Origin of the sequence: Nocardia sp. NPDC052112 (assembly GCF_040680135.1) — a bacterium.
Lineage (GTDB): Bacteria > Actinomycetota > Actinomycetes > Mycobacteriales > Mycobacteriaceae > Nocardia.
Map to the genome: position 1 here is coordinate 1 of NZ_JBFAWD010000039.1, position 23,419 is coordinate 23,419.

Sequence of the window (23,419 nt, forward strand, 5' to 3'; positions counted from 1 at the left end):
GCTCGTGCTTGTGGCGCATGTGGTTCGACGGTTCGGACGCGAGGCGGGCCGCGAACGGTCGCTCGTAGGACTCGCTTCGTGGTGGTCGCTGGTGGTGGGTCGTTCGGGACCTGATGTGTACGTGCCGGATGGGTGGGGCTCGTGCTTGTGGCGCATGTGGTTCGACGGTTCGGACGCGAGGCGGGCCGCGAACGGTCGCTCGTAGGACTCGCTTCGTGGTGGTCGCTGGTGGGGGTCGTTTGGCGCCAATTATGTGCGGGGTGGGACATATCGGCGTGGTGGATGCGCTTCGGTGGCGCGGATGCGAGGCGGGTTGCGAACGGGTCGTTCGTAGGACTTGCTCCGCGGTGGTCGGGAGTGTTGTAACGGTCCGACTCAAGCGGCGCGCGCGGACAACCAACTGCGCCAACTCGTTACCAGCTCGTCGCGGCTGGTGCCGAGGACATCGCGCATGATGCGGTCCTCGCTCGCGGGGTCCTGTTTGCCCGCGGCGATGCGGCGGTAGAGCTCGACCAGGCGCGGCTGGTCGAACTGGTCGGCGACGAACGCGCAGACCGACCATGCCTGCTCATAGGCGGCGACAGCACCGCTGCCCGCGAAATCGGCGGCGGTGGGGAGGTCGCGCGGGACATCTCCGGCGTGAATGCGGGTGGCGACCGTCGGTGCGATATCGGCGAAACGGTGTCCGGTGCCCAGGTGGGCGACGAATTCGGCGAAACCCTCGAGCATCCATTGCGGGGCTCCGTCGACGGTCTGGGCTCGGGTGGCGATATGGGTGAGTTCATGGCGCAGCAGCGTGCGCAGACCGTCGGCGTCGAGGCGCCGTCCGGCATCGGAACTGAAGACGACGCGCTGGCCGGTCGGCTGGGTGCCCGGTACGAACGGATCGGCCACCGAGGCCGCGGCGACATCGGCGGGCATGCCACCCGAGCGCACCAGCGCGGCGAACTCCGACGGATTCGACGCGACGACCACCATCGCGGCCTGGGCCCAGCCCGGACCCCACACGCCGGTGACGGCCGTAGTCGCGGCGGCGAGTTCGCCGGCGAGCGTATCGATTTCGGCCCGCTGGGCGGGATGACCGACAACCAGGGACTCCTGGCCGTTGCCGGTCGGCACCTGCTCCGTGACGAGCTGTCCGAAGGGTTCGAGCGTCCGCCGCACCGCCGCGAGACGCGGATCGTCATCGGCGGCGCGCAGGTTGCCGATCGAAGTCGGCTGGGTCGCACGCAGTTTCGGCAGGACCGAATTCGGCACCATCAGCAGTGCACCGCAGGTGCCGGTCAGTACGGTCACCATCGCGACGGTGGCGCAGAACTGGAAGCGGCGCCGCACGAACAACCAGGCGCGGGCCTGCCGAATGCTACTCATAGCCGGTCAGTATCGCCGAGCCGAGTGATAGGGCGTCGACCCCATCGGCGCAACGGCTACCGGAACCCCGAATGTGGAGGCGTGCAGCATCAATCCATTGCCCGCATAGATGCCGACATGGGAGATATCGGAGTAGAAGAACACGACATCGCCGGGTTGCAGATCCGCCTTGTCCACCGGGGTGCCATAGCTGGCCTGCTGCGAACTGGTGCGTGGCACATCCTTGCCGACCTGTTTGAAGGCCCACTGCACCAGGCCGGAGCAGTCGAACTGGTGCGGTCCGGTCGCGCCCCAGACATAAGGGTCGCCGATGCGGGTGAGCCCGGCGGCCAATGCGCTGGTGCCGCTGCCGGGAACCAGCCCGCGCAGCAGGGTGTCGGTATCGAAACCGGGTGGGAAGGGCGATCCGGCCAATGCCGATTTGTCCTTGGTGGACAACTGACCCCACGCCTCGACCACCTGCGCTATGGATCCGGACAGACCGGCCCGCTTGCGCTCGAGATCGGCGCGCACCTGGTCGGCCTTGTCGGAGGCGGCGCGGGCGGTGTCCGCGGCGGTACGTGCGGCCTTTTCCGTCTCGGTCGCGGTGGCGGTGGCCTGCTTGTAGAGATTGAGCTGCGCGGAGTTCTTGGCCGAGATCACGTCGATGGTGGACATCTGATCGAGCAGATGCTGCGGTGAATCACTGAGCAGGACGGCCGAGAGCCGGTTGTTCCGCGCGCCCTGATAGGCGGCGATCACGGTGCGATCGATGATCGGCTGGAACTTGCGGACTTCCTCGCGGGCCGCATCGGCGGTCTGGGTGGCCGCGGCCAGTACGGCGTCGGCATCGTGCAACGCGGCGAGTTTGGTATCGAGGTCGGCCTGTGCTTCGAGTGCCTGTTGATTGAGCTGCTCGGATTCCCGAGACAGGTCGATCATTCGCTGTACGGCCTCACCGGCCGTGGTCGGCATGGCGGCTGGATCGGCTCCGGCTGGACTGCCACTGCAGAGTGCGGCGGCCAGGACCGCGGCCGCGAATGCCCCTCCCACCAGACGTTTCGTGCCATGTCTCCGGTGATGTGCTGTCACAGCGCGCCAGGCCCCGTTTCTCTCGTGAAGCGATCTTCTCGCCTCCGTAAGTTGCGACACCGCTGCGGCGAAACACCGCAACCCGGGAAGGTCTCGATTAGGTTACGGAACGGCGGAGGTCTGTGTCCAGTGGGCCACAAAATGATCACTCATGCTATCCCGTCGCCCGACCGCTTCGTATGGCCGGGCGTGGTGATCGGGAGAGTTGCTCAGAAGCGGCGCGCGCCGGCGACCGGCATGGAGGAGATCGACGCGAGCTTCACCGGGGTGCCTGAGGTGGAGGCGTGGACGACGTTGCCGTCGCCGGCGTACAGGCCGGAGTGGCTGCCGCCGTAGAACGACACCAGATCGCCCGGCTGCAGGTCGTCGAGCGAGACCGGCATGCCCGCGTTCAGCTGCTCACCACTGGTGCGCGGCAGCTCCAGGCCCGCCTGCTGGTAGGACCACTTGACCAGGCCCGAGCAGTCGAAGGCGTTCGGGCCCGCGGCGCCGTAGACGTACGGTGCGCCCAGCTTGCTCATCGCGGCGTCGAGCGCGATATCGCCGACGGACTTCTTGGGGGCCAGGAACGGCAGCGGCGCGGGGCCGGGCACCTCGATGCCGGGGATGCCCTGCGGGATCGGGATCTCGTTCGGCACGTCGAAGGTGCCGATGCCGGGGATGGTGACCGGCTGCGCCGAGGCGGGTGCGGCGGGCAACAGGAAGACGCCGAGCGTGGCAGCTCCGACGGCTCCGGCCGCGACGGCACGCTGGGCATGTCGCTTGACGGTGTTGGTCGCCATGATGCGGTACTTCCAATCTGCCCCACGACGCCGGACCCGGTGGTGCGGCGGACTTCGTGTCGAAGCACCGTCGGGTGGTGCGTCGGACTCCGTGAGGTCTCGAAAAGGTTACGAACACATCACGGTGATTTGTAAAGCCGGAGGCATCCGAAATGGCGACGCTCAACAAATTCTCGGACGAATATGTGCGATTTATGTCACAGCAATCACGAAACGATAACAACCCGCATTTATCCGCGAATATCCGCGCCGCGGTCATGCTGGATCGTTGCTGGGCTGAGCCCGTTTCGGGCGCGAGGGCTTTTGGAATTTCCCCAGGTCGTGAAGGTATATCGATCCTCGGTTGGTCGCGGGCGACAATCCGATCGGTCTGCTTGTTCGGGTCGCGGACAGCGCGCCGACCGCCTCGGCTCCGAACTCCCGGGCGTGTCCGCCGGATTGATACATTTCGCTAAATAGTGTGATGTGTGTCACGTTTTGGTGTTCTAGATCATTTTGTGGGAATCGGAGCGAAATCCTCGCGGTGTAATTCGGACATTTCTCTGCTGAAATCCCAGGTGGCCTTTCCAGCGGTTCCTGTCGGACCCAGGCCCTACGCTGCACGCCGTGCCCGATCCGACGCCGCGCCAGGCCGCCGTGCAGTTGGCCTTCGACGAGCTCGAGACGCCGCTCTACGACACCACCTTCGTGGTCGTCGACCTGGAGACCACGGGCACCAGCCCCGAAGGCGATGCGATTACCGAGATCGGCGCGGTGAAGGTGCGCGGCGGTGAGGTGTTGGGAGAGTTCGCGACCCTGGTGAACCCGGGACGGGCCATCCCGCCCACGGTCGTGCAGATCACCGGGATCACCACCGCGATGGTCTACGCGGCACCCCGGATCGAGGCGGTGCTGCCGGGTTTTCTCGAGTTCGCGAAGGGCGCTGTGCTGGTCGCGCACAACGCCCGCTTCGATATGGCCTTCCTGCGCGCCGCCGCGGCCCGCATGGAAACGCCGTGGCCGAACGGACCTGTGGTGTGCACGGTGAAGCTGGCGCGGCGCGTACTCGCCCGCGACGAAGCCCCGTCGGTCCGGCTCGGTGTGCTCGCGCCGCTGCTCGGTGCGAGCACCCAGCCGAACCACCGCGCGCTCGACGACGCCAGAGCCACCGTGGATGTGCTGCACGCACTCATCGGGCGGGTCGGCAATCTGGGCGTGCACAGCCTGACCGAACTGCTCGACTATCTGCCGAATGTCACACCGCGCCAACGTGCCAAGCGGGTGCTCGCCAACGATCTGCCGTCGAGTCCGGGCGTCTATCTCTTCCGGGGGCCCTCCGATGAAGTCCTCTATATAGGGACGGCCGTGAATCTGCGTCGCCGCGTGCGCAATTACTTCACCGGATCCGAGACTCGCGGCCGGATGAAAGAGATGGTCTCCCTTGCCATTCGGGTCGACCACGTGGTGTGCGCGCACGGTCTGGAGGCCGGGGTGCGCGAGTTGCGACTGATCGTCGCGCATACTCCGCCCTATAACCGGCGCTCGAAATTCCCGAAGCGCGGTTGGTGGATAACGCTGACCGACGAACCGTTTCCACGATTCGCGATCGCGCGCACACCGACCGCTGATGCTTTGGGGCCCTTCCCCTCTCGAATGGACGCGAACGATATCGCGCTGACCGTCGCGGAGCACAGCGGTCTGCGCACCTGCACCACGCGACTGCCGCGCGACGGTCGCCACGACTGTCCGCCCGCGGTGGTCGGCGGCTGCCCGGCGGCCGTCGGTGGCACTCCTCTATATAGAGAGGAATACGCACCCGCCGCCGCGGCCGTTCGGGCACTGTTCGCGGGGCACTCCGACGTGCCGCTGCGGGCCATGCTCGACGGCATCGAAAACCATTCGCATGCGGAACATTTCGAGGCCGCCGCTCGGTTGCGCGATCGGACTGTCGCGGTGTTGCGGGCACTGCACCGCACGCAACGACTCGCCGCGGTGGCGCGGATCGCCGAACTGATCGCGGCGCATCCGGACGGTGCGGGCGGTTGGGAGTACGCGGTGATCCGCTATGGGCGGCTGGCGGGGGCAGGCACCTCGGCGCGCGGTGTACCGCCCATGCCGGTGATCGAGCCCATCGTCGCGGCATCGGAGACCGTACTGCCGGATCCGGTGCCGCCGTTGCGTGGTGCGTCGCCGGAGGAGGTGGGTCTGGTGACGCGCTGGCTGGGACGACCGGGGGTGCGGATCGTGCGCACGAGTGACGGATACGGCGAACCGATTCGCGGTGCCGGACGCTGGGCCGGGTGGGCGGATCTCGCCGATGCGGCGGCACGGGCCCGACTACACCAGGACACCGAACTCTCAGGGTACAAACACGGCGACCCCCTAGGCTGACAGCCATGATTACCGCGATCGTGATGATCCAGGCCGAGAACGCTGTCATTCCGGAGACCGCGCAGGCGGTCGCCGATACCAAGGGCGTCACCGAGGTCTACTCCTGCGCGGGCGATGTCGACCTGATCGCGATCGTGCGGGTGCGCGACCACGAGGAGATCGCCGAGGTGGTGACCGGCCGGATCGACAAGACCCCCGGTGTCGCCCGCACCACCACCCACATCGCCTTCAAGTCCTACTCCCGTGCCGACATCGAGGCGGGGTTCTCCCTCGGCGAGTGAGCGGTACTCAGGAAATAAGGATGGAGGCGCCGGAGAACGTGCGGGAGGCGCCGGAGGGGAGTACGGCGCTGGCTTCGCCCCGGCAGCCGACCATGGCGAAGACGGTGACGGTGGCATCGGTGTGGTTCTCGATGGCCAAGGGCGCGGCGCCACCAGCGATGTGCAGGCAGCCGGACGGTTGGCGATAGACGGTGCCGTTGACGACCAGACTGCCCTGTGCCGCATTGGCCTGGGCCGCGTGTGCGGCGAGTCCGCCCACCATCGCCAGCACACCTAGTGCCGCGTAAACGCCCCGCTTCATCAATATGCTCCTCAGCAGTCGAGCCGGGCGGCGTACGCCCGACGCGAAACTGGGCAACGCCGGATTGCCGCCGTCACTGTAACCTGTACCGCCACAAGAGGTCTGCCGACATGCGGCGCATGATTCGCGCCGCGGGAGTCAGCTGTCGCCGAGGGTGTTGGTGAGTTTGGCCCAGCGCTCGAGCAGGGCGGCGGACTTGCCGGTGTCGATGGCTTCGGCGGCGCGTTCGATGCCCGCGGCGATGGCCTCGTGGATATCGGCACTCGGATCGCCGACACCTCGGGACAAGTCGTAGGCGACGATGGCGGCGGCCGAGTTGAGCAGTACCGCATCGCGCACCGGGCCCGCGGTACCCGCGAACACGCTGCGCGCGACACCCGCGTTGACCTCGGCGTCGCCGCCCCGCAATGCGTTCAGATCGACGCGCGCGATGCCGATGCGGGTCGGATCGATGGTGGTTTCGCGCAGCTCTCCGCCCGACACCACCCACGCGGCGGTGGTGTCGGAGGTGGTGATCTCGTCCAAGCCGTCATTGCCGCGCACCACGATCGCGCTGGCGCCGCGCTCGGCGAAGACCCCGGCGATCACCGGCAGCAGTTCGGGGAACGCACAGCCGACCAGCCCGGCGCGCGGTTGCGCGGGGTTGGTGAGGGGGCCGAGGACGTTGAAGACGGTGGGGATGCCGATTTCCTTGCGGGCCGGACCGGCGAAGCGCAGCGCGGGGTGGAACAGCGGCGCGAAGCAGAAGCCGATGCCGGTCTCGCGCACGCAGCGAGCGACGGACTCGGGACCGAGGGCCAGTTTCACGCCCAATGCCTCCAGCACATCGGCGCCGCCACTCTTCGAGGAGGCCGCGCGATTGCCGTGCTTGACCACGGGGACCCCGGCCGAGGCCACCACGATCGAGGACATCGTCGAGATATTCACCGAACCGGACCGGTCACCGCCGGTCCCGACAATATCGACCGCATCGCCGTCGACGTGGACCAGACGAGCGTGGCCGAGCATGCCCGCGGCCATGCCGGACAGCTCCGTAGGAGTCGGGCCCTTGATCTTCATCGCGACACCGAAAGCGGCGATCTGTGCCTGGGTCGCATTGTCGGTGAAGATCTCGTTGATCACCCAGGTCGTGTCGTCCGCTGCCAGATCGCCACCATCGGCAAGGGTCCCGAGTACTTGGGGCCAGCTGCGCATGTCCACTTCTCCTGTCACCACTGGTCGCGCACCAGTCTGTCGCGATAGAGCGTAGTGGTCGAGACGTTATTACGGCGGTGCGGTCGCCGAACCCGGTTGGAGTGCGTCCCAGCCGTCCGCGACGCCGTCGTGGCGTTGCGCGAGACCGACCATCCTGGACCGTTCCTGCGAACAGTGCAGTGCGTCGAGCAGTTGAACCCGTTGCAGGATCAGCGCTTCCAGTTCGTGTGGACCCGCGTTCCGCGCGGCCGCGGCGTAGCCGTCCTGGGCCGCTATCGCACACACCTCATCGATTCGGTCCGGCGGAATACGCAAGTGGTGGCGCAACAGTGCGGGCTCGCCGGCTTTGAGAGCCGAGGCGCGCGCGAGTGTTGTCGAACACGCTTCGGAGTCATCGAAGCACTCCGCGACGACTACTAGATCGGAACGGGTCGGATCGAGCGGTTCGGGTTCGTGCCGGGTGAACAGTCGTTGCCACCACCGCGTCACATCCGCCTCCTGATCTCAGCTTTTCCTTATCCACGCCTGTCATGCTCGGAGGGGAATCACACAGGTCGTCCCACCTGCCACGACGCAGCTACGCGCACTCTTGATCAACACGCCGACACCTTGGTCGAGACCCTATCTGTCCGTGGGTTTTCCGACATCGGAGGACAAGTTTCGCACCCGGGTACTTGTGTCGTACTACGACGAGTCATACTTACCCCCGTGACGACCGCAGTAGGGACCCCAGGATCGGCCATTACTCAGCGTGTGCATTCGCTGAACCGGCCCAACATGGTGAGCGTCGGTACCATCATCTGGCTGTCTAGCGAGCTGATGTTCTTTGCCGGGCTCTTCGCGATGTACTTCGTCGCGCGCGCCCAGGCCCACGGCAACTGGCCGCCGGAACCGACCGAGCTGAACCTGAAGCTTGCCGTGCCGGTCACCACCGTGCTGGTCGCCTCCTCGTTCACCTGCCAGATGGGTGTGTTCGCGGCGGAGAAGGGCGATGTGTTCGGCCTGCGCCGCTGGTACGTCGTCACCCTGATCATGGGTGCGATGTTCGTGGCCGGTCAGGGCTACGAGTACACCAACCTGGTCAAAGAGGGCACCTCGATCTCGAGCAGCGCCTATGGCTCGGTGTTCTACATCACCACCGGTTTCCACGGTCTGCACGTCATCGGTGGTCTGATCGCCTTCGTATTCCTGCTGGTCCGCACCAAGGTCAGTAAGTTCACCCCGGCACAGGCCACCGCCGCGATCGTCGTCTCGTATTACTGGCACTTCGTCGACATCGTCTGGATCGGGCTGTTCGCCACGATCTACTTCGTCCGCTGAGTCGGGCCAGTACCCCAAATCTTTTGCACAAGTCGGTTCCGTCTACTCCAAAGGGACACAGATGAGTTCATCTCCCCCGTCAGCGCCAGAGCCCGCCAGCCCCCGCGCGGCGATCAGCCGCCGAGACGTCGCGGCCGGCCAGGCCAGCAGGACGCGTAAGCAGCGCCGCATGCGGCGTCGCATCGCAGGTGGGCTCGCGCTGCTGGTGGGCCTCGTCGGAGCCGGATTCCTCGCCACCGCGATCACGCCGGACCCGCAGGTCGCGACCGCGAACGAGGACCAGTCCGCGCTGATCCGCGACGGCAAGCAGCTCTATGAGACCTCCTGCATCACCTGCCACGGCGCCAACCTGCAGGGTGTGCCCGACCGCGGTCCGAGCCTGATCGGCGTCGGTGAGGCGGCCGTCTACTTCCAGGTCTCCTCCGGTCGCATGCCGATGGCCCGTAACGAGGCCCAGGCCCAGCGCAAGCCACCGAAGTTCGACGCGCACCAGATCGACGCGCTCAGCGCGTACGTCGCGGCCAACGGCGGCGGCCCGAGCGTGGTCCGCGACGCCAATGGCGAGATCGCCCAGGAATCGCTGCGCGGTCCGGATGTCGCCCGCGGTTCGGAGCTGTTCCGGATGAACTGCGCGTCCTGCCACAACTTCACCGGCCGCGGCGGCGCGCTGTCCTCCGGTAAGTTCGCACCGCCGCTGGAGCCCGCGAGCGAGCAGCAGATCTACGATGCGATGCTCACCGGACCGCAGAACATGCCGAAGTTCTCCGACCGGCAGCTGAGTCCGGAAGAGAAGCGCGACATCGTCGCCTACGTCAAGAACGCCACCGAGGAGAAGAGCCCCGGCGGCTGGGATCTCGGCGGGTTCGGTCCCGCGACCGAGGGTCTGGCCATGTGGGTGGTCGGCATCACGCTCGTCGTGGGTGCCGCGATATGGATCGGATCCCGTTCATGAGCGAAAGCAAGGAGCCAACTGACATGGGTCGGCCGGATGAGGGCCACGACGGTGCCGAGCCGTCGAACGAGCAGGTGAATGCCACACCGGCTGAGCCCACCGAGGAAGAACTCGACGCGATGACTCGCGACGAGCTGGTCAAGCTCGGCACCGAGCGCGACGGGGTCGACGTGGCCTATCGGCGTGAGCGGTTCCCGGTGCCGGGCACCCGCGCCGAGAAGCGTGCCGAGCGGCAGGTCTCGTTCTGGTTCGCGGTCTCGGGTATCGCGGCCGCGGTCCTGGTCGGGGTCTTCCTGTTCTGGCCTTGGGAGTTCAAGGGCAAGGACGAGGACGGCCACGCCGCCTACTCGCTGTTCACGCCGCTGGTCGGCCTCAGCTTCGGTATCGCGGTGCTGGTCATCGGTGTCGCGGTGGTGCTGATCCGCAAGAAGTTCATCCCGGCCGAGCTGTCCATTCAGGACCGCCACGACGGGCCCTCGCCTGAGGTCGAGCGCCGCACCCTGGTCGCCGAGCTGCAGGACGCGCTCGACACCTCCACGCTGGGTCGCCGCAAGATGATCACCCGGACCGCGGGCGCCGGTGTCGGCGTACTCGGCATCGGTGCGCTGCTGGTCTTCGTCGGCGGCATGATCAAGAACCCGTGGGCCAAGGGCGACAAGTCGCCGCTCTGGGTTTCGGGTTGGACCCCGGACTTCCCCGGTGAGACGATCTACATCCGTCGCGACACCGGTCGCCCCGAGGACGTCATGCTGGTGCGTCCCGAGGATCTGGACGCGGGCGCGATGGAGACGGTGTTCCCGTGGAAGGAGAAGTGGCGCGGTGACGAGCACGCGACGCTGCAGTCGCTGCGCGGTATCCGCAACGCCGTCATGCTGATCCGGCTGCGTACCGAAGACGCGCAGAAGGCCGTCAAGCGCAAGGGGCAGGAGAGCTTCAACTACGGCGACTACTTCGCCTACTCGAAGATCTGCACCCACCTCGGTTGCCCGACGTCGCTGTTCGAGTCGCAGACCAACAAGATCCTGTGCCCCTGCCATCAGTCGCAGTTCCTGGCGACCGAATGGGCCAAGCCGGTCTTCGGTCCCGCCGCTCGCGCACTGCCGCAGCTGCCGATCACCGTCAACTCCGAGGGCTACCTGGTCGCCGCCGGCGACTTCATCGAGCCCCTCGGACCGGCCTACTGGGAGCGCCGTTCATGAGCGAACGAAGTGAGCGAATCATGTGCCAGCGCGCAGGGCGCATGCCGGCACCGAGCGCTAGCGAGGTGGCGGCATGAGCCCTTCAGTCGCAGCCCAAGCCAACGAGGCAGACGAGCGGTACCGCGCCGCCGCGTTCATGAAGCGGTCGATCAACAAGGTCTTCCCGACCCACTGGTCGTTCCTGCTCGGCGAGATCGCGCTCTACAGCTTCATCATCCTGCTGCTGTCGGGTGTGTACCTGACCCTGTTCTTCGATCCGTCGATGAGCGAGGTCGTCTACAACGGCGCCTACCAGCCGCTGCGTGGTGTGACCATGTCGCGGGCCTACGAGACGGCGCTGAACATCACCTTCGAGGTGCGCGGCGGTCTGTTCGTGCGCCAGGTGCACCACTGGGCCGCACTGCTGTTCGCGGCCTCGATCATCGTGCACCTGTTCCGCATCTTCTTCACCGGCGCGTTCCGCAAGCCGCGTGAGGCGAACTGGGTCATCGGCTGCCTGCTGCTGATCCTGGCCATGTTCGAGGGCTTCTTCGGTTACTCGCTGCCCGACGACCTGCTCTCGGGTACCGGACTGCGGGCCGCGTTCGGCGGTATCACGATGAGCATCCCGATCATCGGCACCTGGATGCACTGGCTGATCTTCGGCGGTGACTTCCCCGGCGACATCATCATTCCGCGCCTCTACATCGCGCACGTGCTGCTGTTCCCCGGCATCATCCTCGCGCTGATCGCCGCCCACGTCGCGCTGGTCTGGTACCAGAAGCACACGCAGTTCCCCGGTCCGGGCCGCACCGAGAACAATGTCGTCGGTGCGCGCATCGTGCCGGTGTTCGCCTCGGATCAGGGTGCGTTCTTCGCGTTCACCCTCGGCATCGTGGCGATCCTGGCCGGTGTGCTGCAGATCAACCCGATCTGGAACCTGGGTCCGTACAACCCCTCGCAGGTGTCGGCCGGTTCGCAGCCCGACTTCTACATGATGTGGACCGACGGTCTGGCGCGTCTGATGCCGCCGTGGGAGCTCTACCTGGGTCGCTACACGGTGCCCGCCGTGTTCTGGGTGGCGTTGATCATGGGTCTGGTGTTCACGGTGCTGATCCTGTACCCGTGGATCGAGAAGCGCCTCACCGGCGACGATGTGCACCACAACCTGTTGCAGCGCCCGCGCGACGTGCCCGTGCGCACGGCGATCGGTGCGATGTCGATCGGTTTCTACGTGGTGCTGACCCTCTCGTGCGTCAACGACATCCTGGCGCTGAAGTTCGACATCTCGTTGAACGCCACCACCTGGATGGGCCGCATCGGTCTGCTGGTCGTGCCGCCGGTCGCGTACTTCATCGCCTACCGGTTCTGCATCGGTCTGCAGCGCAGCGACCGCGCGGTGCTCGAGCACGGCATCGAGACCGGTGTGATCAAGCGCCTGCCGCACGGTGAGTACATCGAGGTACACCAGCCGCTGGGCCCGGTCGACGATCACGGCCACCCGATCCCGCTGGAGTACCAGGGCGCGACGGTGCCCAAGAAGATGAACCAGCTGGGTTCGGCCGGTCAGCCGGGCACCGGTAGCTTCCTGCGCCCCGACCCGCCACATGAGATCGAGCAGGCCTTCGAGCTCGACCACGCGGAAGAGCACAAGCAGCTCGCCGTATTGGAGAAGGTCCAGGAGAAGGCGAACGGTCAGCACGGCAAGCGCTGACCGGTAGTCGATAAGCAAAGGCCCCGAGCGTTGAGCTCGGGGCCTTTGCTGTCAAAGGGAAACGCGGCGGCGCGCCGCCTCGATGGCTTCGAATTTGGCCAGGTTGTGGCGGGCGTCGGCGAGGGCGTCGTGGGCATCCGGGGGGACGGGGGGCAGTTCGGGACGGCCGTGCGCCTCCCAGTGCTGACGCAGCTCGTTGGTGTAGCGGGGCAGGGCATTGGGGAGGTCGACCATGGAGCCCCAGAGCTGGCACAGCGCGACGTGGTCGTAGGCGGCGACCCAGGCCCACAGTTCAGGGGTCACCGACGGCCGAGGTACGAGGAATTTGTAGAGGTCGTCGCGGATCTGCTCGCGACTGCGCCACAACGGTGAGGTGGGCGGGGGAAGCTGCGGTAATACGTATTTGCGTACCCAGGGGCCTGCGCGGTCGGGGACGAATTCTTTAGAGATGGCATAGTATTCGCGTCCGTCTTCACAAACAACGCCGATTGAAATCAAGTCTATTACCTTGCCATCTTCAATGAATTCTGTGTCATAAAAATACCTCAATCACTCCCGCCTTCCTGATAGCATGAACGCACGTATTTCGGTGACGTGGGGGTTTCATGAAAGAGTCTGCTTCGTGCAGTGTGTCCGATTGTTCTCGACATGTGCGGCTTCGGGGGTTGTGTAACAAGCACTACAACGCTGATCTTGAACGAAGATATCCACGATACTCGGTCGAAAGTTGTTCTCGACCAGCCATTCTCAAGCATGGTATCTGTAGGGCGCACATGCATAAGTTGCGGCGATGGGGTTCGGTCGAAGCTGCCCCGGGACGTGGTGTACCGGGGCGTCGGCGAAAGAGTTCGCACGACGGTCGCCGTATTTCGTCCTGCGGTTACTGGATGCTGCGACTCTCGGAGGGCGGCTGGGAATTGGAGCATCGATTGATAATGGAAGCCGAGCTCGGCCGAAAGTTGCGGCCGGGTGAGAATGTTCATCACATCAATGGGGACAAGCTTGATAATAGGCCGGAGAATTTGGGGCTCTGGCTCATCCGGCAGCCAACCGGTGCGCGTGTGGAAGACCTGGTGAAGTGGGCTCGGAAGATTATCGAACAATATGGCGACGACTGCTGATTTCCGTCGGTATCGGGTGCGAGTCGGGGTGTCGGTGCGATCATTAGGTCGCCATAGAAGTACCCCACGGGAGTCAACCATACGTTGCGTACTTCGCGGGTTGTGCAAGGGGTTCTCCGGGGGTAGGGATTTGTGGCGCCTGGGTGTGCCTACTCCGGGTATCGCCGCGCACTCGGGTATCCGTATTCTGAACGGGTGAACTGGACCGTCGACGTACCTATCGATCGCCTGCCGGAGCTGCCACCGCTGCCCGCAGAGCTGCGTAGACGGCTGGACGACGCATTGGCGCGTCCGGCGTTGCAGCAGCCGGCGTGGGATCCGGAGCAGGCGGCAATGATGCGCACCGTATTGGAGAGCGTGCCGCCGATCTGCGTACCCGCCGAGGTGGAGGAGCTGCGCACGCAGCTCGCGGAGGTCGCGCGTGGCGAGGCCTTCCTGATGCAGGGCGGTGATTGCGCGGAGACCTTCGCCGATAACACCGAACCGCATATCCGAGGCAATATCCGCACCCTGCTACAGATGGCCGTCGTGCTGACCTACGGTGCCAGTCTGCCGGTGGTCAAGGTCGCGCGCATCGCGGGCCAATACGCCAAGCCGCGTTCCTCGGACACCGACGCGCTCGGCCTCAAGTCCTACCGCGGTGACATGGTGAACTCGCTGGTCGCCGATGCGAAGATGCGTGAGCACGATCCCTCGCGCCTGGTCCGTGCCTACGCCAACGCCAGCGCGGCCATGAACCTGGTGCGCGCCCTGACCAGCGCGGGCATGGCGGATCTGCACCAGGTCCACGATTGGAACCGCGACTTCGTCGCGAAGTCGCCCGCGGGCGCGCGCTACGAGGCACTCGCCGAGGAGATCGACCGCGGTCTGGCCTTCATGACCGCCTGTCGGGTGAACGATCCGAGCCTGCAGTCGGCCCGCATCTACGCCAGCCACGAGGCGCTGGTGCTGGACTACGAGCGGGCCATGCTGCGCCTGGGCGAGAACCCGGCGGGCGAGCCGGTGCTCTACGACCTATCCGCGCACTTCCTGTGGATCGGCGAGCGCACCCGCCAGCTCGACGGCGCGCACATCGCCTTCGCGGAACTGCTGGCCAACCCGATCGGCTTGAAGATCGGCCCGACCACGACGCCGGATCAGGCCGTGGAGTACGTCGAGCGGCTCGATCCGAATAATGAGCCGGGCCGGTTGACCATCGTCTCGCGGATGGGCAACACCAAGGTTCGCGACGTGCTGCCGCCCATTATCGAGAAGGTGCAGGCGACCGGACATCAGGTCATCTGGCAGTGCGATCCCATGCACGGCAATACCCACGAGGCCTCCACCGGCTACAAGACGCGGCACTTCGACCGGATCATCGACGAGGTGCAGGGCTTCTTCGAGGTGCACCATGCGTTGGGTACGCATCCGGGTGGTCTGCACATCGAACTCACCGGTGAGGATGTCACCGAATGCCTCGGTGGTGCCCAGGACATTTCCGATCTGGATCTGTCCGGTCGCTACGAGACCGCATGTGACCCGCGATTGAACACCCAGCAGTCGCTGGAACTGGCCTTCCTGGTCGCCGAAATGCTGCGCTGATCAACGCTTTCCGACGGGAGCGCCGCGACTGCGGCGCTCCTTTGTCGTCAGGGTAGTGCCGTCAGCGAGACGGTACTGCCCGCCTCGATATTGGAACCCACGCCGGGAACCTGACCGATCACCACGGAGCTGTCGGACGGGGTGAGCTGACGCACCGCCACCACCAGGCCGAGCGCCTGCAGCTTGGATCGGGCGTCGCCGACGCTCAAACCGACCAGCAGGGGTACCTTCACGGCATTCGAGACGATCAGGGTGATGCCTTCGCCGGACTGGATCGTGGCGCCCGCGGCGGGTTCGGTGGCGATGACCTTATCCGCCTCGACCGTGCGGTCGTACTGGGTTCTGGTCTCGCGCACCGTGATTCCGGCCGCGGTGAGCACCTGATTCGCTTCCTCGGTGGTCTTGCCGCGCAGATCGGGCATCTTCACGGGCTGAGATCCCTTGCTGCGGTATACCTTTACCTGCGCGGCCAGCGGCAGGACGGTACCGGGAGCCGGATCCACCTTCGCGAAGGTGCCCTTGGGTGCGGTGCTGCCGGTTTCGCCCGCGTCCACCGGCTGCAGTCCGGCATCGCGGATGAGCTGGTTGACCTTCGAAATATCGTCGCCCGCTTTGACATCCGGCACGCGGGGTTTGCCGCTGGAGATCAGTACAGCCACCGTCGAGCCCTTGGTGACCTTGGATCCGGCCGAGGGATCGGTACCGACCACCCCGCCGACCGGGATGGTGTCGGAGGTTTTCTGTCGGATCTCGGTGTCGAAACCGGCATCCGCCAGCGCCGAAATCGCGCTGGCCTGGTCCTTCCCGGCGACCGACGGGACGGCCGAGTAGCGTCCGACACCCAACCACCAGCCACCGATTCCGACGAGCAGGGTCAGGATCGCGACGATGGCGACCCAGAGCAGGACCGTGCGACGCGATTTGGTCCGGTCCTCCGCGAACGGTGACGGCTGCGGCGAATGTGATGGCGCGTAGTGATGATCGTGCGGCCCGTAGGCGTCCGGCGGCCCGTAGTCGTCCGGCGGACCGCCGGGCACCCGTGGTCGCGCCGCGGTGACGACCCTGGTGTGCTGTGCCGACGGTGGTGGCGGTGCCGCGGCCCTGGCCTGCTGCGGATTCGGCGCTGCGGTCTGAAAGCTGGCGCTGAGATGTTCGGCCGATTCCTGCGGTGCGGGCACCCGATACGGCGGCAGGTTCAGCGCGACGGCGATCGAATGCAATTCGGCCGCCATCTCGTTGGCGTCGGCGAAGCGGTGCGCCGGTTCGCGGTTGGTGGCCCGCGCGATCAGCTCGTCGAACTCCGGCGGGATCCCGGCGATGAATTCGCTCGGGCTGGGCACATCGTTTTCGATGCGCTGGTATGCCACCGAGAGCGAAGTGTCGCCGGTGAACGGGACCTGGCCGGTGAGCAGTTCGAAGATCAGGATGCCGAAGGAGTAGACGTCGCTGCGGGAATCGGCGGTGCCCGCGGTCACCTGTTCGGGCGACAGGTAGGCGGCGGTGCCGAGAATTACGCTCGCCGAGGTGGTGTTCGCGGCCGCGACGGCCCGTACCAGACCGAAATCGGCGATTTTTACCTCACCGGAGTCGGAGATCAGCACATTCTCCGGTTTGATATCGCGGTGGATCAGGCCCGCCGAATGCGCCACCCCGATCGCGGCCAGTACCGGTTCGGCGACCGCGCGCACCGCATGTGGCGGCATCGGACCGCGTTCGCGCAGAAGCTCGCGCAGCGTGCCGCCCTCGACCAACTCCATGATCAAGAACGGATATTCGCCGTCCACGCCCTGGTCGTAGACCGCGACCAGGGACGGATGTTTCAGCTTGGCGACCGCGCGCGCCTCGAATTCGAACCGGGACAGGAACTGGGGATCGGCGGCGAACTTGGGGTCCATCACCTTGATGGCGACCGGACGGTCCAGGCGGGTGTCGACACCTCGGAAGACCATCGACATCCCGCCCCGCGCGATCGGCGCGTCTATGCGGTAGCGCCCCTCCAGGATTTGCCCGATCAAGTGATGTCCTCCGGCTTTCACAAAGTTCTCACCCCTCGCTCCGAATGCGACAAGCGAAGGACCGCCCTTGCGGCCCGCCCACGATCGTAGCCGGGCCGCAAGGCTGTGCTTTTGGCCGCGCGGGCGCGGCGTGTTCGCGGCCCGTGGCCACCGGCTTGCTATTGCCCGGTCGAATCGGGTGGGAGCGGTCCAGGGTGTCTCGAGCCGCGCGGCGCCGGACCGTCTACCGTTATCCGGGTGAGTGCATTTCCTTGCAGTAATGATGTTCTTCCCCAGTCGGAGGCGGTGATCCCGCTACCCGAGGTGGCCGACATGCTCGGGCTCGTGGTGACCCGGGTGCATCAGATGCTGCGCGACCATCAGTTGCTCGCAGTGCGCCGCGATGGCGTCGCCGGCGTGCCCGAGCGATTCTTCGACGACACCGGCGCGATCGTGAAGCCGCTGCCCGGCCTGATCACCGTCATGAAAGACGCCAAGTACACCGATGAGGAGATCCTGGAGTGGATCTTCACCGACGACGACAGTCTTCCTGGTAAGCCTGTCGACGCATTGCACGGCCCGCTTGCGCGCGAGGTTCTGCGCCGCGCGGCGGCCGAGCCCTTCTGAGTTTTTGGCCGCGCCTTCGGCGCATGCGCTTCGACGGCTCGGACGCGAGACGGGCCGCGAACGTCGCTCGTAAGACTCGCTCCGTGGTGGTCACTGGCGGTCGGCACATGTCGCGCGTGCCGGACGGTCGAGTTCGTGCCTGCGGTGCGTTTCGATGGCTTGGACGCGGACGGGCCGCGACAGGGGAATTTTCAGTGCCGCAGGGCCGCAGAGGTGAACTCGATCGCCGCGACACGCAGGCGTCGGTGGCGGGGGACCACGGCGCGGTGCACGAATACCGCATAGTCGGAGAGTTCGATTTCCGCCAGGATGCCGGAGTAGAGCGTGCTCGCGGTGCGAATGGCGGGGCGCACACGGGGGGCGAGTAGTTCGATGCCCTGGTTCGCGACGCGGTAGAGGTCGCGGTTGATCGCGATCAGGTGGGCCAGGGCACGACGTACCCGCGGGTCGGTGCCTCCGATCCGGTGGCAGTGGGCCAGCAGGTCCGCGTCGACGCCGAAGGCCGCGAGTTCGTCGGTGGGCAGGTAGATCCGGCCCCGGTCCAGATCCTCGGCGATATCGCGCAGGAAGTTGGTGAGCTGAAAGGCCTCGCCGAGTGCGGCGGCGGCGGGTTCGGCCTCGGCCACCGGGACGACCGTGCCGAGCACGGGCAGCAGTTGCAGACCGATCGCGGCCGCGGATCCGCGCATATAGCCGCGCAGTTCGGTCATGGTGGCGTAGTGGGCGCGGAAGTGCGCGGTTCCCGGCACATCCATGCGCATGGAGTCCAGGAAGGTCCAGAAGTGCCGGGGCGCGATGTCATAGCGCTGGATGGTGTCGGCGAGTGCGGCGAGTACCTGGGTGCGCCGATCGACGGGAGACTTTGCCTGTTCCAAGGCGACACGCAGTTGCTTCTCGATCAGATCCAGTTCGCCCGCGGGGCCGTGTTCGGCGTCGTATTTCGGGTAATCGACGATGTCGTCGACCGTTCGCGCGAAGGCGTAGAGCGCGTGCACCGCGGGTCTTCGTGGTGCGGACAGCAGTCGGGTGGCCAGAAAGTAGGTGCGGCCGTGCTCGGCGGCGATCGCACGGCAGACGCGGTATGCCGCGGCCAGTTCCGAGCCGCGGACGGTTGGCGCGACCTCGGTCATGACTCGGTGACGGCGACCGGATTGCTCTCCGGTGGGGTGGCGCGCAATCGCAACGGGTCGACCTTCCGCAGCGACAGGGCCGCGACCACGGCGGCGAAGGTCGCGGCGGCGACGTGGGTGAAACTGTAGAGCCCGATCGAGCCGTCCGGCTGGAATACCAGCATCAACCAGGTACACAGCCCGACCAGCACCATCAGCGTGGTGGTGGACAGCGCGAACCCGGCGGCCAGCGCCAGCGGCCACGAGTAGTACCAGGGCAGTGCGGCGGGGGAGAGGATGACGATAGCGACGAAGGCGATGAGGATGCCGAAGACCGCCTCGCGCTCGCTGTGCCGGAACCGCCACCAGGTCCACGCCAGCACGGCGATCAGCGCCAGCGCGCAGAGCGAGCGGGTCACCGCGAGCACCGGATCCATCGGGAAGGGGGTCACCCAGCGGACCATATGCGCCATGATCGTCGGCAGCGAGAGCCAGTTGATGATCTTCTTCGAGCCCGACAGCGCGGTCAGCCAGCCGATGCCGACCCCGGCGACGGCCGAGGCGGCCACGAAGACCACCGCGAAGACACTGAGGCCGAGTCCGGCGATCTTGGCGAACATCAGGGCCGGATGCGGCACTTCCGCGCTCGGTCGCGCCGGTTCGGCCGCACTCTCCACACTCTGGGGCGCACCCGGTGATTGCGCGGCGCGATGCAGCGCCCGGCGTTCCCGCTCGTGCAGCATCCAGATCCACACCAGGAACGGCAGGGCGACACCGGCGGTGGCCTTGATCGCGACGCCGATCGCGACGACCACGATGCCCGCCACATGATGGCGCTCGAGCACCAGTGCGATACCGGCGCACATGAGCCCGACCATGAGCATTTCGTTGTGCACGCCGCCGATGAGATGGATAAGCACCAGCGGGTTGAGCACCGCAAGCCACAGTGCGACCGTCGGCTTGCCGCCGAGGTGTTTGGTCAGATACGGCACCGCCCACATCATCAGCGCCAGGCCGGGGAGCATGACCAGCCGCAGCGCGATGGTGCCCGCGACCACGTTATCGCCGGTGATCGCCGTGATGGCGTTGCCGAGCAGCAGGAAGATCGGACCGTAGGGTGCGGTGGTGGTGGTCCAGACCGGGCTCACATTGTCCAGCAGCACACCGGGATTGGCGACCGGCGGGGAGACATAGGGATCGAAGCCGTCGCGTAGCAGCGCGCCCTGGGCCAGATACGAATACGCGTCGCGGCTGAACATCGGCACCGCGAACAGCAGCGGGAAAATCCAGATGCCGACGATCGCGCGCAGTTCGTTCAGCGTGACCCCGGCATCGGGCCGATCGCCGAAACCGATCGTGGTGCGGCCCAAGCGCACCCACGCCGTGATCATCAACAGCACACCGACCCAGATGACCATGGTGGACAGCACATAGCCGTGCCCGAATCGCAGCCAGGACAGATGCATCGCCTCGAGCAGCGGATCGCGTTTGCGGACGCTGCCCGCGCCGAATCCGCCGAAGGTGATCATGAGCGCGCCGAAGAAACCGAGCAGCGCCGAATGCCCCTCAGGGCTGCGGGCGAAGTCGGCGGTGGTTCGCAGCCAGGCCCGGAATCCGGGTTCGGCGACCGCCGGGGTCGCCACGCGCGCGGGAGCGCTCGATGGGCGCGCCTCGGCTTCGGTCGCGGTGATCGAGTTGTCGGTGGGCGCGGGGGTCGTCGTCTCAGGGGGATGCATGTGGTGTCGGTCCCCCCGGAGTGGTCGGCGGTCGCAACCGCAGGCGAATAGGTCGGGCGATAGTTTATCGGCTTGCCGGGAACACTATCCCGCTGGTGCGTGGGGATACATCCCGAGTGGGTCGCGTGGCGCCGACAATTCGGTTTGCCGCCAGTTTTCCGGAGAGCAAGGTGGTCGGCACGCCGACACCTGGAGTGGTGCCACAACCGGCGATAACCACGTTGTCGCTGCCGCCGGAAAAATTGCGCGGACGAAATGGTCCGGTTTGCCGGAACAGATGGGCAGCGGAGAAGGGGGTGCCGGCGAGCATGCCTCGAGCGCGCCAGGTGCCGGGTGTGTCGAGGTGATCGACGGTGAAGTGTTCGGCGATGCCGTGATATCCGCGTTCCGCCAACACATTCAGCAGTTCACGCAGGTAACTCGGACCGAGTCGGTCCCAGTCCAGTGGTGCGGCGTCGAGGTTGGGGCAGGGGGCCAGCAGCGAGAACGGCTCGTGCCTGCCGTCGGCGCGGTCGATATAGAGCGTCGGGTCGGTCAGCGCCGGCCGGGTGAGTAGGAGGGATGGGTCGCTCATCAGGCGACCGCGGCCGGGACGGGCGGCGATCTCGTCGAAGGTGCGATCCCACGCCGCGCCGAAATCGATCGTGTGGTGCGCCTGGATCGGCCAGCTCTCGGCGATCGCGGCGGGGACGGTGCCGTGTGCGACGACGGCGGAGGGCGCGGCGCGCAGCCGGCGGCGGCGCACGCCGAAGCGTTCGAGTGCACCGAGGTCGGCGGTGAGAACCACGGCGTCGCAGTCGAAGGTGCGGCCGTCCGCGGTGCGGACCCGTCTGGCCCGGCCGCCGCTGTATTCGATCCCGGTGGCCTCGGTGTTCAGCTCGAGTGTGCCGCCCGCCGCGGTGAAGGCGGCCGCCAGTGCGGCGGTGACGGCGCGCATACCGCCCTCGGGAAAGTAGACGCCGAGTGAGGTGTCCATATGCGGGATCGCGCCGTAAACGGCCAGTGCCCGCGCCGGGGCCATGCCGGCGTAGAGCGCCTGGAAGGTGAACAGCCGGGCCAGGCGGGGATCGCGCAGGAAGCGGGACACGCGCGGGCCGAGCCTGCCGAATCCGCCCAGTCGCACGAGCGTGGTCAGTGCGCGGCGTTTGGTCGGGTAGCGGACCATATCCAGCGGCGAGTCGAAGTTCGTATCCATGAACTCGGTGAATTCGGCCTGGTAGATCTCCGCGAGCCAGGCGCGCAGCCGTCGGTAGCGCAGTGCCTCGTCATCGCCGCAGACGCGGGCCACCTCGATGGCCATGGCCTCGGGATCGGCGTAGACGCGCAGGCTGGAGTCGTCGGCGAAGCGGGCGTGATAGCTGGGGGCGAGCTGGTGGATGCGCAGTGGCGGCGTGCAGGTTTCGGGGGTGCCGCCGACGGCGGCGAGGGCCTCGGTGATCAGCTCCGGCAAGGTGAGTACGGTTGCGCCGGAGTCGATTTCGTAGTCGGGGCCGCGGTATCGGCCGACCCGGCCGCCGGGATGATCGGCACGTTCGAGCAGGGTGACCGTGCGTCCGGCCCCGGTCAGATACAGGGCCGCGGCTAGGCCGGACAGGCCTGCGCCCACCACTACGACGCGATCGGTCGGTCCCGCAACGGTTTTCATATGGATCTCCTCGCGCGGTCGGCTAGTGCGTGCGGCTCGTCGCGGCCAGGGCCATGGCGCGCAACCGTTCCTTGGCATCGGGTGCGGCGGTACTCGATGCCAGCGCGGCCAGGCCCTGTTCGGTCAGCTCGGCGATGCGGCGTTCGACCTCGTCGACCGCGCCGAGTTCGGTGATCACCGCGCGCAACCGCTCGACCTGGTCCGCAGTCAGGTCGGTGCCGATGCTGGTGCGCAGCAGGGTCGCCGCAGCGGGGTCGGTGGCATCGGCGCGCTGCAGCGCCTCGGCGACCAGGACGGTGCGTTTGCCCTCGCGTAGGTCGTCGCCGGAGGGCTTGCCGGTCACCGCGGGATCGCCGAAGACGCCGAGTAGATCGTCGCGCAGCTGGAATGCGATGCCGATATCGGTGCCGAAGGTCCGGTAGGCCTCGATCAGTCGCGGATCGGCGTCGGCGAGTGCCGCACCCAGGTGCAGCGGCCGCTCGACGGTATAGGCCGCCGTCTTGTAGTGGTTGATGCGCAGCGCCGCCGCGACGGATTCGTCACCCGCCGATTCGCCGTGGATATCGAGCAGCTGCCCGCCGAGCACCTCGGTGCGCATCAGCGCCCAGACCGGCGCGAAGCGGCCGAGGGCGGCGGGGTCGAGTCCGGCGGCGTGCACCAGGTCATCGGCCCAGGCCAGCGCCAGATCGCCGATCAGGATGGCGACCGAGGTGCCGAAGTGTGCGGCATCGCCGACCCAGCCGTGGTCGAGGAAGCGCTGTTCGAAGTCGACGTGCACGGTCGGGAAGCGGCGGCGGGTGCGCGAGGAGTCGATGATGTCGTCGTGGACCAATGCGCAGGCCTGCACCAATTCCAGTGCGGCACAGGCATTGAGGACCGCGGCCGCGTGCGGGGCGGTGGGATCGCCGCCCGCGCCGAGCCAGCCGGTCCAGGCGAAGGCGGGGCGGGTGCGCTTACCGCCGCGCAGTACGAACAGTTCGAGCGCGTCCGCGGCCCGGACAAAAACCGGACCCAGCGGTTCGACGATGGGGCGTCGGGTCAGGAAGAAGGCTTTGAGCGCGTCCTCGACCGC

General features: G+C 66.7%; 21 protein-coding genes. 9 read left to right on the forward strand and 12 right to left on the reverse strand.

Annotated features, from left to right (window positions below):
- Nucleotides 1-375 precede the first annotated feature (375 nt).
- The 3 genes from AB0L58_RS40030 to AB0L58_RS40040 form a co-directional block, all read right to left on the reverse strand.
- Nucleotides 376-1,371: a hypothetical protein gene (locus AB0L58_RS40030; RefSeq protein ID WP_364395992.1), complete on the reverse strand. Its 996-nt coding sequence runs from the start codon at nucleotides 1,369-1,371 to the stop codon at nucleotides 376-378.
- A gap of 6 nt (nucleotides 1,372-1,377) precedes the next feature.
- Nucleotides 1,378-2,403 carry an NlpC/P60 family protein gene (locus AB0L58_RS40035; RefSeq protein ID WP_364395994.1) on the reverse strand — a complete coding sequence of 342 codons (1,026 nt, stop codon included), beginning with the start codon at nucleotides 2,401-2,403 and terminating at the stop codon, nucleotides 1,378-1,380.
- Between the two features lie 248 nt (nucleotides 2,404-2,651).
- Nucleotides 2,652-3,224 (reverse strand): C40 family peptidase, encoded by a 573-nt coding sequence (locus AB0L58_RS40040; protein WP_364395996.1) that lies wholly within the window; start codon nucleotides 3,222-3,224, stop codon nucleotides 2,652-2,654.
- Nucleotides 3,225-3,830: 606 nt separating this feature from the next.
- Here AB0L58_RS40040 and AB0L58_RS40045 point away from each other — a divergent pair.
- Both AB0L58_RS40045 and AB0L58_RS40050 read left to right on the forward strand, forming a co-directional pair.
- Nucleotides 3,831-5,594, forward strand: coding sequence for a DEDD exonuclease domain-containing protein (locus AB0L58_RS40045; protein WP_364395998.1), 1,764 nt, complete (start codon nucleotides 3,831-3,833; stop codon nucleotides 5,592-5,594).
- Nucleotides 5,595-5,599: 5 nt separating this feature from the next.
- The gene (locus tag AB0L58_RS40050; RefSeq protein ID WP_364396000.1) at nucleotides 5,600-5,875 is read left to right on the forward strand and encodes an Lrp/AsnC ligand binding domain-containing protein; all 276 of its coding nucleotides are present in this window, start codon (nucleotides 5,600-5,602) and stop codon (nucleotides 5,873-5,875) included.
- Nucleotides 5,876-5,882: 7 nt separating this feature from the next.
- On the opposite strand, the gene AB0L58_RS40055 is transcribed toward AB0L58_RS40050, so the two are convergent.
- From AB0L58_RS40055 to AB0L58_RS40065, 3 genes are all read right to left on the reverse strand, one after another.
- Nucleotides 5,883-6,176 carry a hypothetical protein gene (locus AB0L58_RS40055; protein ID WP_364396002.1) on the reverse strand — a complete coding sequence of 98 codons (294 nt, stop codon included), beginning with the start codon at nucleotides 6,174-6,176 and terminating at the stop codon, nucleotides 5,883-5,885.
- 138 nt (nucleotides 6,177-6,314) lie between these two features.
- Entirely contained in the window at nucleotides 6,315-7,370 is a 1,056-nt protein-coding gene (trpD, locus tag AB0L58_RS40060) for an anthranilate phosphoribosyltransferase (protein WP_364396004.1), read from the reverse strand.
- Nucleotides 7,371-7,439: 69 nt separating this feature from the next.
- Nucleotides 7,440-7,859: a hypothetical protein gene (locus tag AB0L58_RS40065; protein ID WP_364396006.1), complete on the reverse strand. Its 420-nt coding sequence runs from the start codon at nucleotides 7,857-7,859 to the stop codon at nucleotides 7,440-7,442.
- A 219-nt stretch (nucleotides 7,860-8,078) separates the two neighbouring features.
- On the opposite strand from AB0L58_RS40065, the gene AB0L58_RS40070 reads away from it, so the two are divergent.
- From AB0L58_RS40070 to AB0L58_RS40085, 4 genes are all read left to right on the forward strand, one after another.
- Nucleotides 8,079-8,690 (forward strand): heme-copper oxidase subunit III, encoded by a 612-nt coding sequence (locus AB0L58_RS40070; protein ID WP_355187217.1) that lies wholly within the window; start codon nucleotides 8,079-8,081, stop codon nucleotides 8,688-8,690.
- A 169-nt stretch (nucleotides 8,691-8,859) separates the two neighbouring features.
- Entirely contained in the window at nucleotides 8,860-9,642 is a 783-nt protein-coding gene (locus AB0L58_RS40075) for a cytochrome c (protein WP_364396009.1), read from the forward strand.
- 23 nt (nucleotides 9,643-9,665) lie between these two features.
- The gene (locus AB0L58_RS40080) at nucleotides 9,666-10,841 is read left to right on the forward strand and encodes a ubiquinol-cytochrome c reductase iron-sulfur subunit (RefSeq protein WP_364396083.1); all 1,176 of its coding nucleotides are present in this window, start codon (nucleotides 9,666-9,668) and stop codon (nucleotides 10,839-10,841) included.
- 73 nt (nucleotides 10,842-10,914) lie between these two features.
- Entirely contained in the window at nucleotides 10,915-12,534 is a 1,620-nt protein-coding gene (locus tag AB0L58_RS40085) for a ubiquinol-cytochrome c reductase cytochrome b subunit (protein ID WP_364396011.1), read from the forward strand.
- Nucleotides 12,535-12,585: 51 nt separating this feature from the next.
- On the opposite strand, the gene AB0L58_RS40090 is transcribed toward AB0L58_RS40085, so the two are convergent.
- Entirely contained in the window at nucleotides 12,586-13,083 is a 498-nt protein-coding gene (locus tag AB0L58_RS40090; RefSeq protein ID WP_364396013.1) for a polyadenylate-specific 3'-exoribonuclease AS, read from the reverse strand.
- Nucleotides 13,084-13,421: 338 nt separating this feature from the next.
- Between AB0L58_RS40090 and AB0L58_RS40095 the strand changes: the two genes are divergently transcribed.
- Together AB0L58_RS40095 and AB0L58_RS40100 are read left to right on the forward strand one after the other, a co-directional pair.
- Nucleotides 13,422-13,655 carry an HNH endonuclease gene (locus AB0L58_RS40095; RefSeq protein ID WP_364396015.1) on the forward strand — a complete coding sequence of 78 codons (234 nt, stop codon included), beginning with the start codon at nucleotides 13,422-13,424 and terminating at the stop codon, nucleotides 13,653-13,655.
- A gap of 195 nt (nucleotides 13,656-13,850) precedes the next feature.
- Complete coding sequence (locus AB0L58_RS40100) at nucleotides 13,851-15,236, forward strand: class II 3-deoxy-7-phosphoheptulonate synthase (RefSeq protein ID WP_364396017.1); 1,386 nt, start codon at nucleotides 13,851-13,853, stop codon at nucleotides 15,234-15,236.
- 47 nt (nucleotides 15,237-15,283) lie between these two features.
- On the opposite strand, the gene pknB is transcribed toward AB0L58_RS40100, so the two are convergent.
- Nucleotides 15,284-17,251: a Stk1 family PASTA domain-containing Ser/Thr kinase gene (gene pknB, locus AB0L58_RS40105; protein ID WP_364396019.1), complete on the reverse strand. Its 1,968-nt coding sequence runs from the start codon at nucleotides 17,249-17,251 to the stop codon at nucleotides 15,284-15,286.
- A 237-nt stretch (nucleotides 17,252-17,488) separates the two neighbouring features.
- Here pknB and AB0L58_RS40110 point away from each other — a divergent pair, with 237 nt between their 5' ends.
- On the forward strand, nucleotides 17,489-17,857 hold the full coding sequence (locus AB0L58_RS40110) for an Rv2175c family DNA-binding protein (protein WP_364396021.1): 369 nt from the start codon (nucleotides 17,489-17,491) through the stop codon (nucleotides 17,855-17,857).
- Between the two features lie 191 nt (nucleotides 17,858-18,048).
- Here AB0L58_RS40110 and AB0L58_RS40115 read toward each other — a convergent pair whose 3' ends face one another.
- From AB0L58_RS40115 to AB0L58_RS40130, 4 genes are all read right to left on the reverse strand, one after another.
- The gene (locus AB0L58_RS40115; RefSeq protein ID WP_364396023.1) at nucleotides 18,049-18,987 is read right to left on the reverse strand and encodes a phytoene/squalene synthase family protein; all 939 of its coding nucleotides are present in this window, start codon (nucleotides 18,985-18,987) and stop codon (nucleotides 18,049-18,051) included.
- Nucleotides 18,984-20,702 carry an alpha-(1->6)-mannopyranosyltransferase A gene (locus tag AB0L58_RS40120; protein WP_364396025.1) on the reverse strand — a complete coding sequence of 573 codons (1,719 nt, stop codon included), beginning with the start codon at nucleotides 20,700-20,702 and terminating at the stop codon, nucleotides 18,984-18,986. The genes AB0L58_RS40115 and AB0L58_RS40120 overlap by 4 nt, the downstream gene beginning before the upstream one ends.
- A 64-nt stretch (nucleotides 20,703-20,766) precedes the next feature.
- Nucleotides 20,767-22,347: a phytoene desaturase family protein gene (gene crtI, locus AB0L58_RS40125; RefSeq protein ID WP_364396027.1), complete on the reverse strand. Its 1,581-nt coding sequence runs from the start codon at nucleotides 22,345-22,347 to the stop codon at nucleotides 20,767-20,769.
- Between the two features lie 22 nt (nucleotides 22,348-22,369).
- Nucleotides 22,370-23,374: a polyprenyl synthetase family protein gene (locus AB0L58_RS40130; protein WP_364396085.1), complete on the reverse strand. Its 1,005-nt coding sequence runs from the start codon at nucleotides 23,372-23,374 to the stop codon at nucleotides 22,370-22,372.
- Between the last annotated feature and the right edge of the window lie 45 nt (nucleotides 23,375-23,419).

Coding starts and splice junctions, on each gene's coding strand:
- AB0L58_RS40030 (WP_364395992.1), bottom strand. CDS start 1,371: ATGAGTAGCATTCGGCAGGCCCGCGCCTGGTTGTTCGTGCGGCGCCGC.
- AB0L58_RS40040 (WP_364395996.1), bottom strand. CDS start 3,224: ATGGCGACCAACACCGTCAAGCGACATGCCCAGCGTGCCGTCGCGGCC.
- AB0L58_RS40050 (WP_364396000.1), top strand. CDS start 5,600: ATGATTACCGCGATCGTGATGATCCAGGCCGAGAACGCTGTCATTCCG.
- AB0L58_RS40055 (WP_364396002.1), bottom strand. CDS start 6,176: ATGAAGCGGGGCGTTTACGCGGCACTAGGTGTGCTGGCGATGGTGGGC.
- trpD (WP_364396004.1), bottom strand. CDS start 7,370: ATGCGCAGCTGGCCCCAAGTACTCGGGACCCTTGCCGATGGTGGCGAT.
- AB0L58_RS40075 (WP_364396009.1), top strand. CDS start 8,860: ATGCGGCGTCGCATCGCAGGTGGGCTCGCGCTGCTGGTGGGCCTCGTC.
- AB0L58_RS40080 (WP_364396083.1), top strand. CDS start 9,666: ATGGGTCGGCCGGATGAGGGCCACGACGGTGCCGAGCCGTCGAACGAG.
- AB0L58_RS40085 (WP_364396011.1), top strand. CDS start 10,915: ATGAGCCCTTCAGTCGCAGCCCAAGCCAACGAGGCAGACGAGCGGTAC.
- AB0L58_RS40095 (WP_364396015.1), top strand. CDS start 13,422: ATGCTGCGACTCTCGGAGGGCGGCTGGGAATTGGAGCATCGATTGATA.
- AB0L58_RS40115 (WP_364396023.1), bottom strand. CDS start 18,987: ATGACCGAGGTCGCGCCAACCGTCCGCGGCTCGGAACTGGCCGCGGCA.
- AB0L58_RS40120 (WP_364396025.1), bottom strand. CDS start 20,702: ATGCATCCCCCTGAGACGACGACCCCCGCGCCCACCGACAACTCGATC.
- crtI (WP_364396027.1), bottom strand. CDS start 22,347: ATGAAAACCGTTGCGGGACCGACCGATCGCGTCGTAGTGGTGGGCGCA.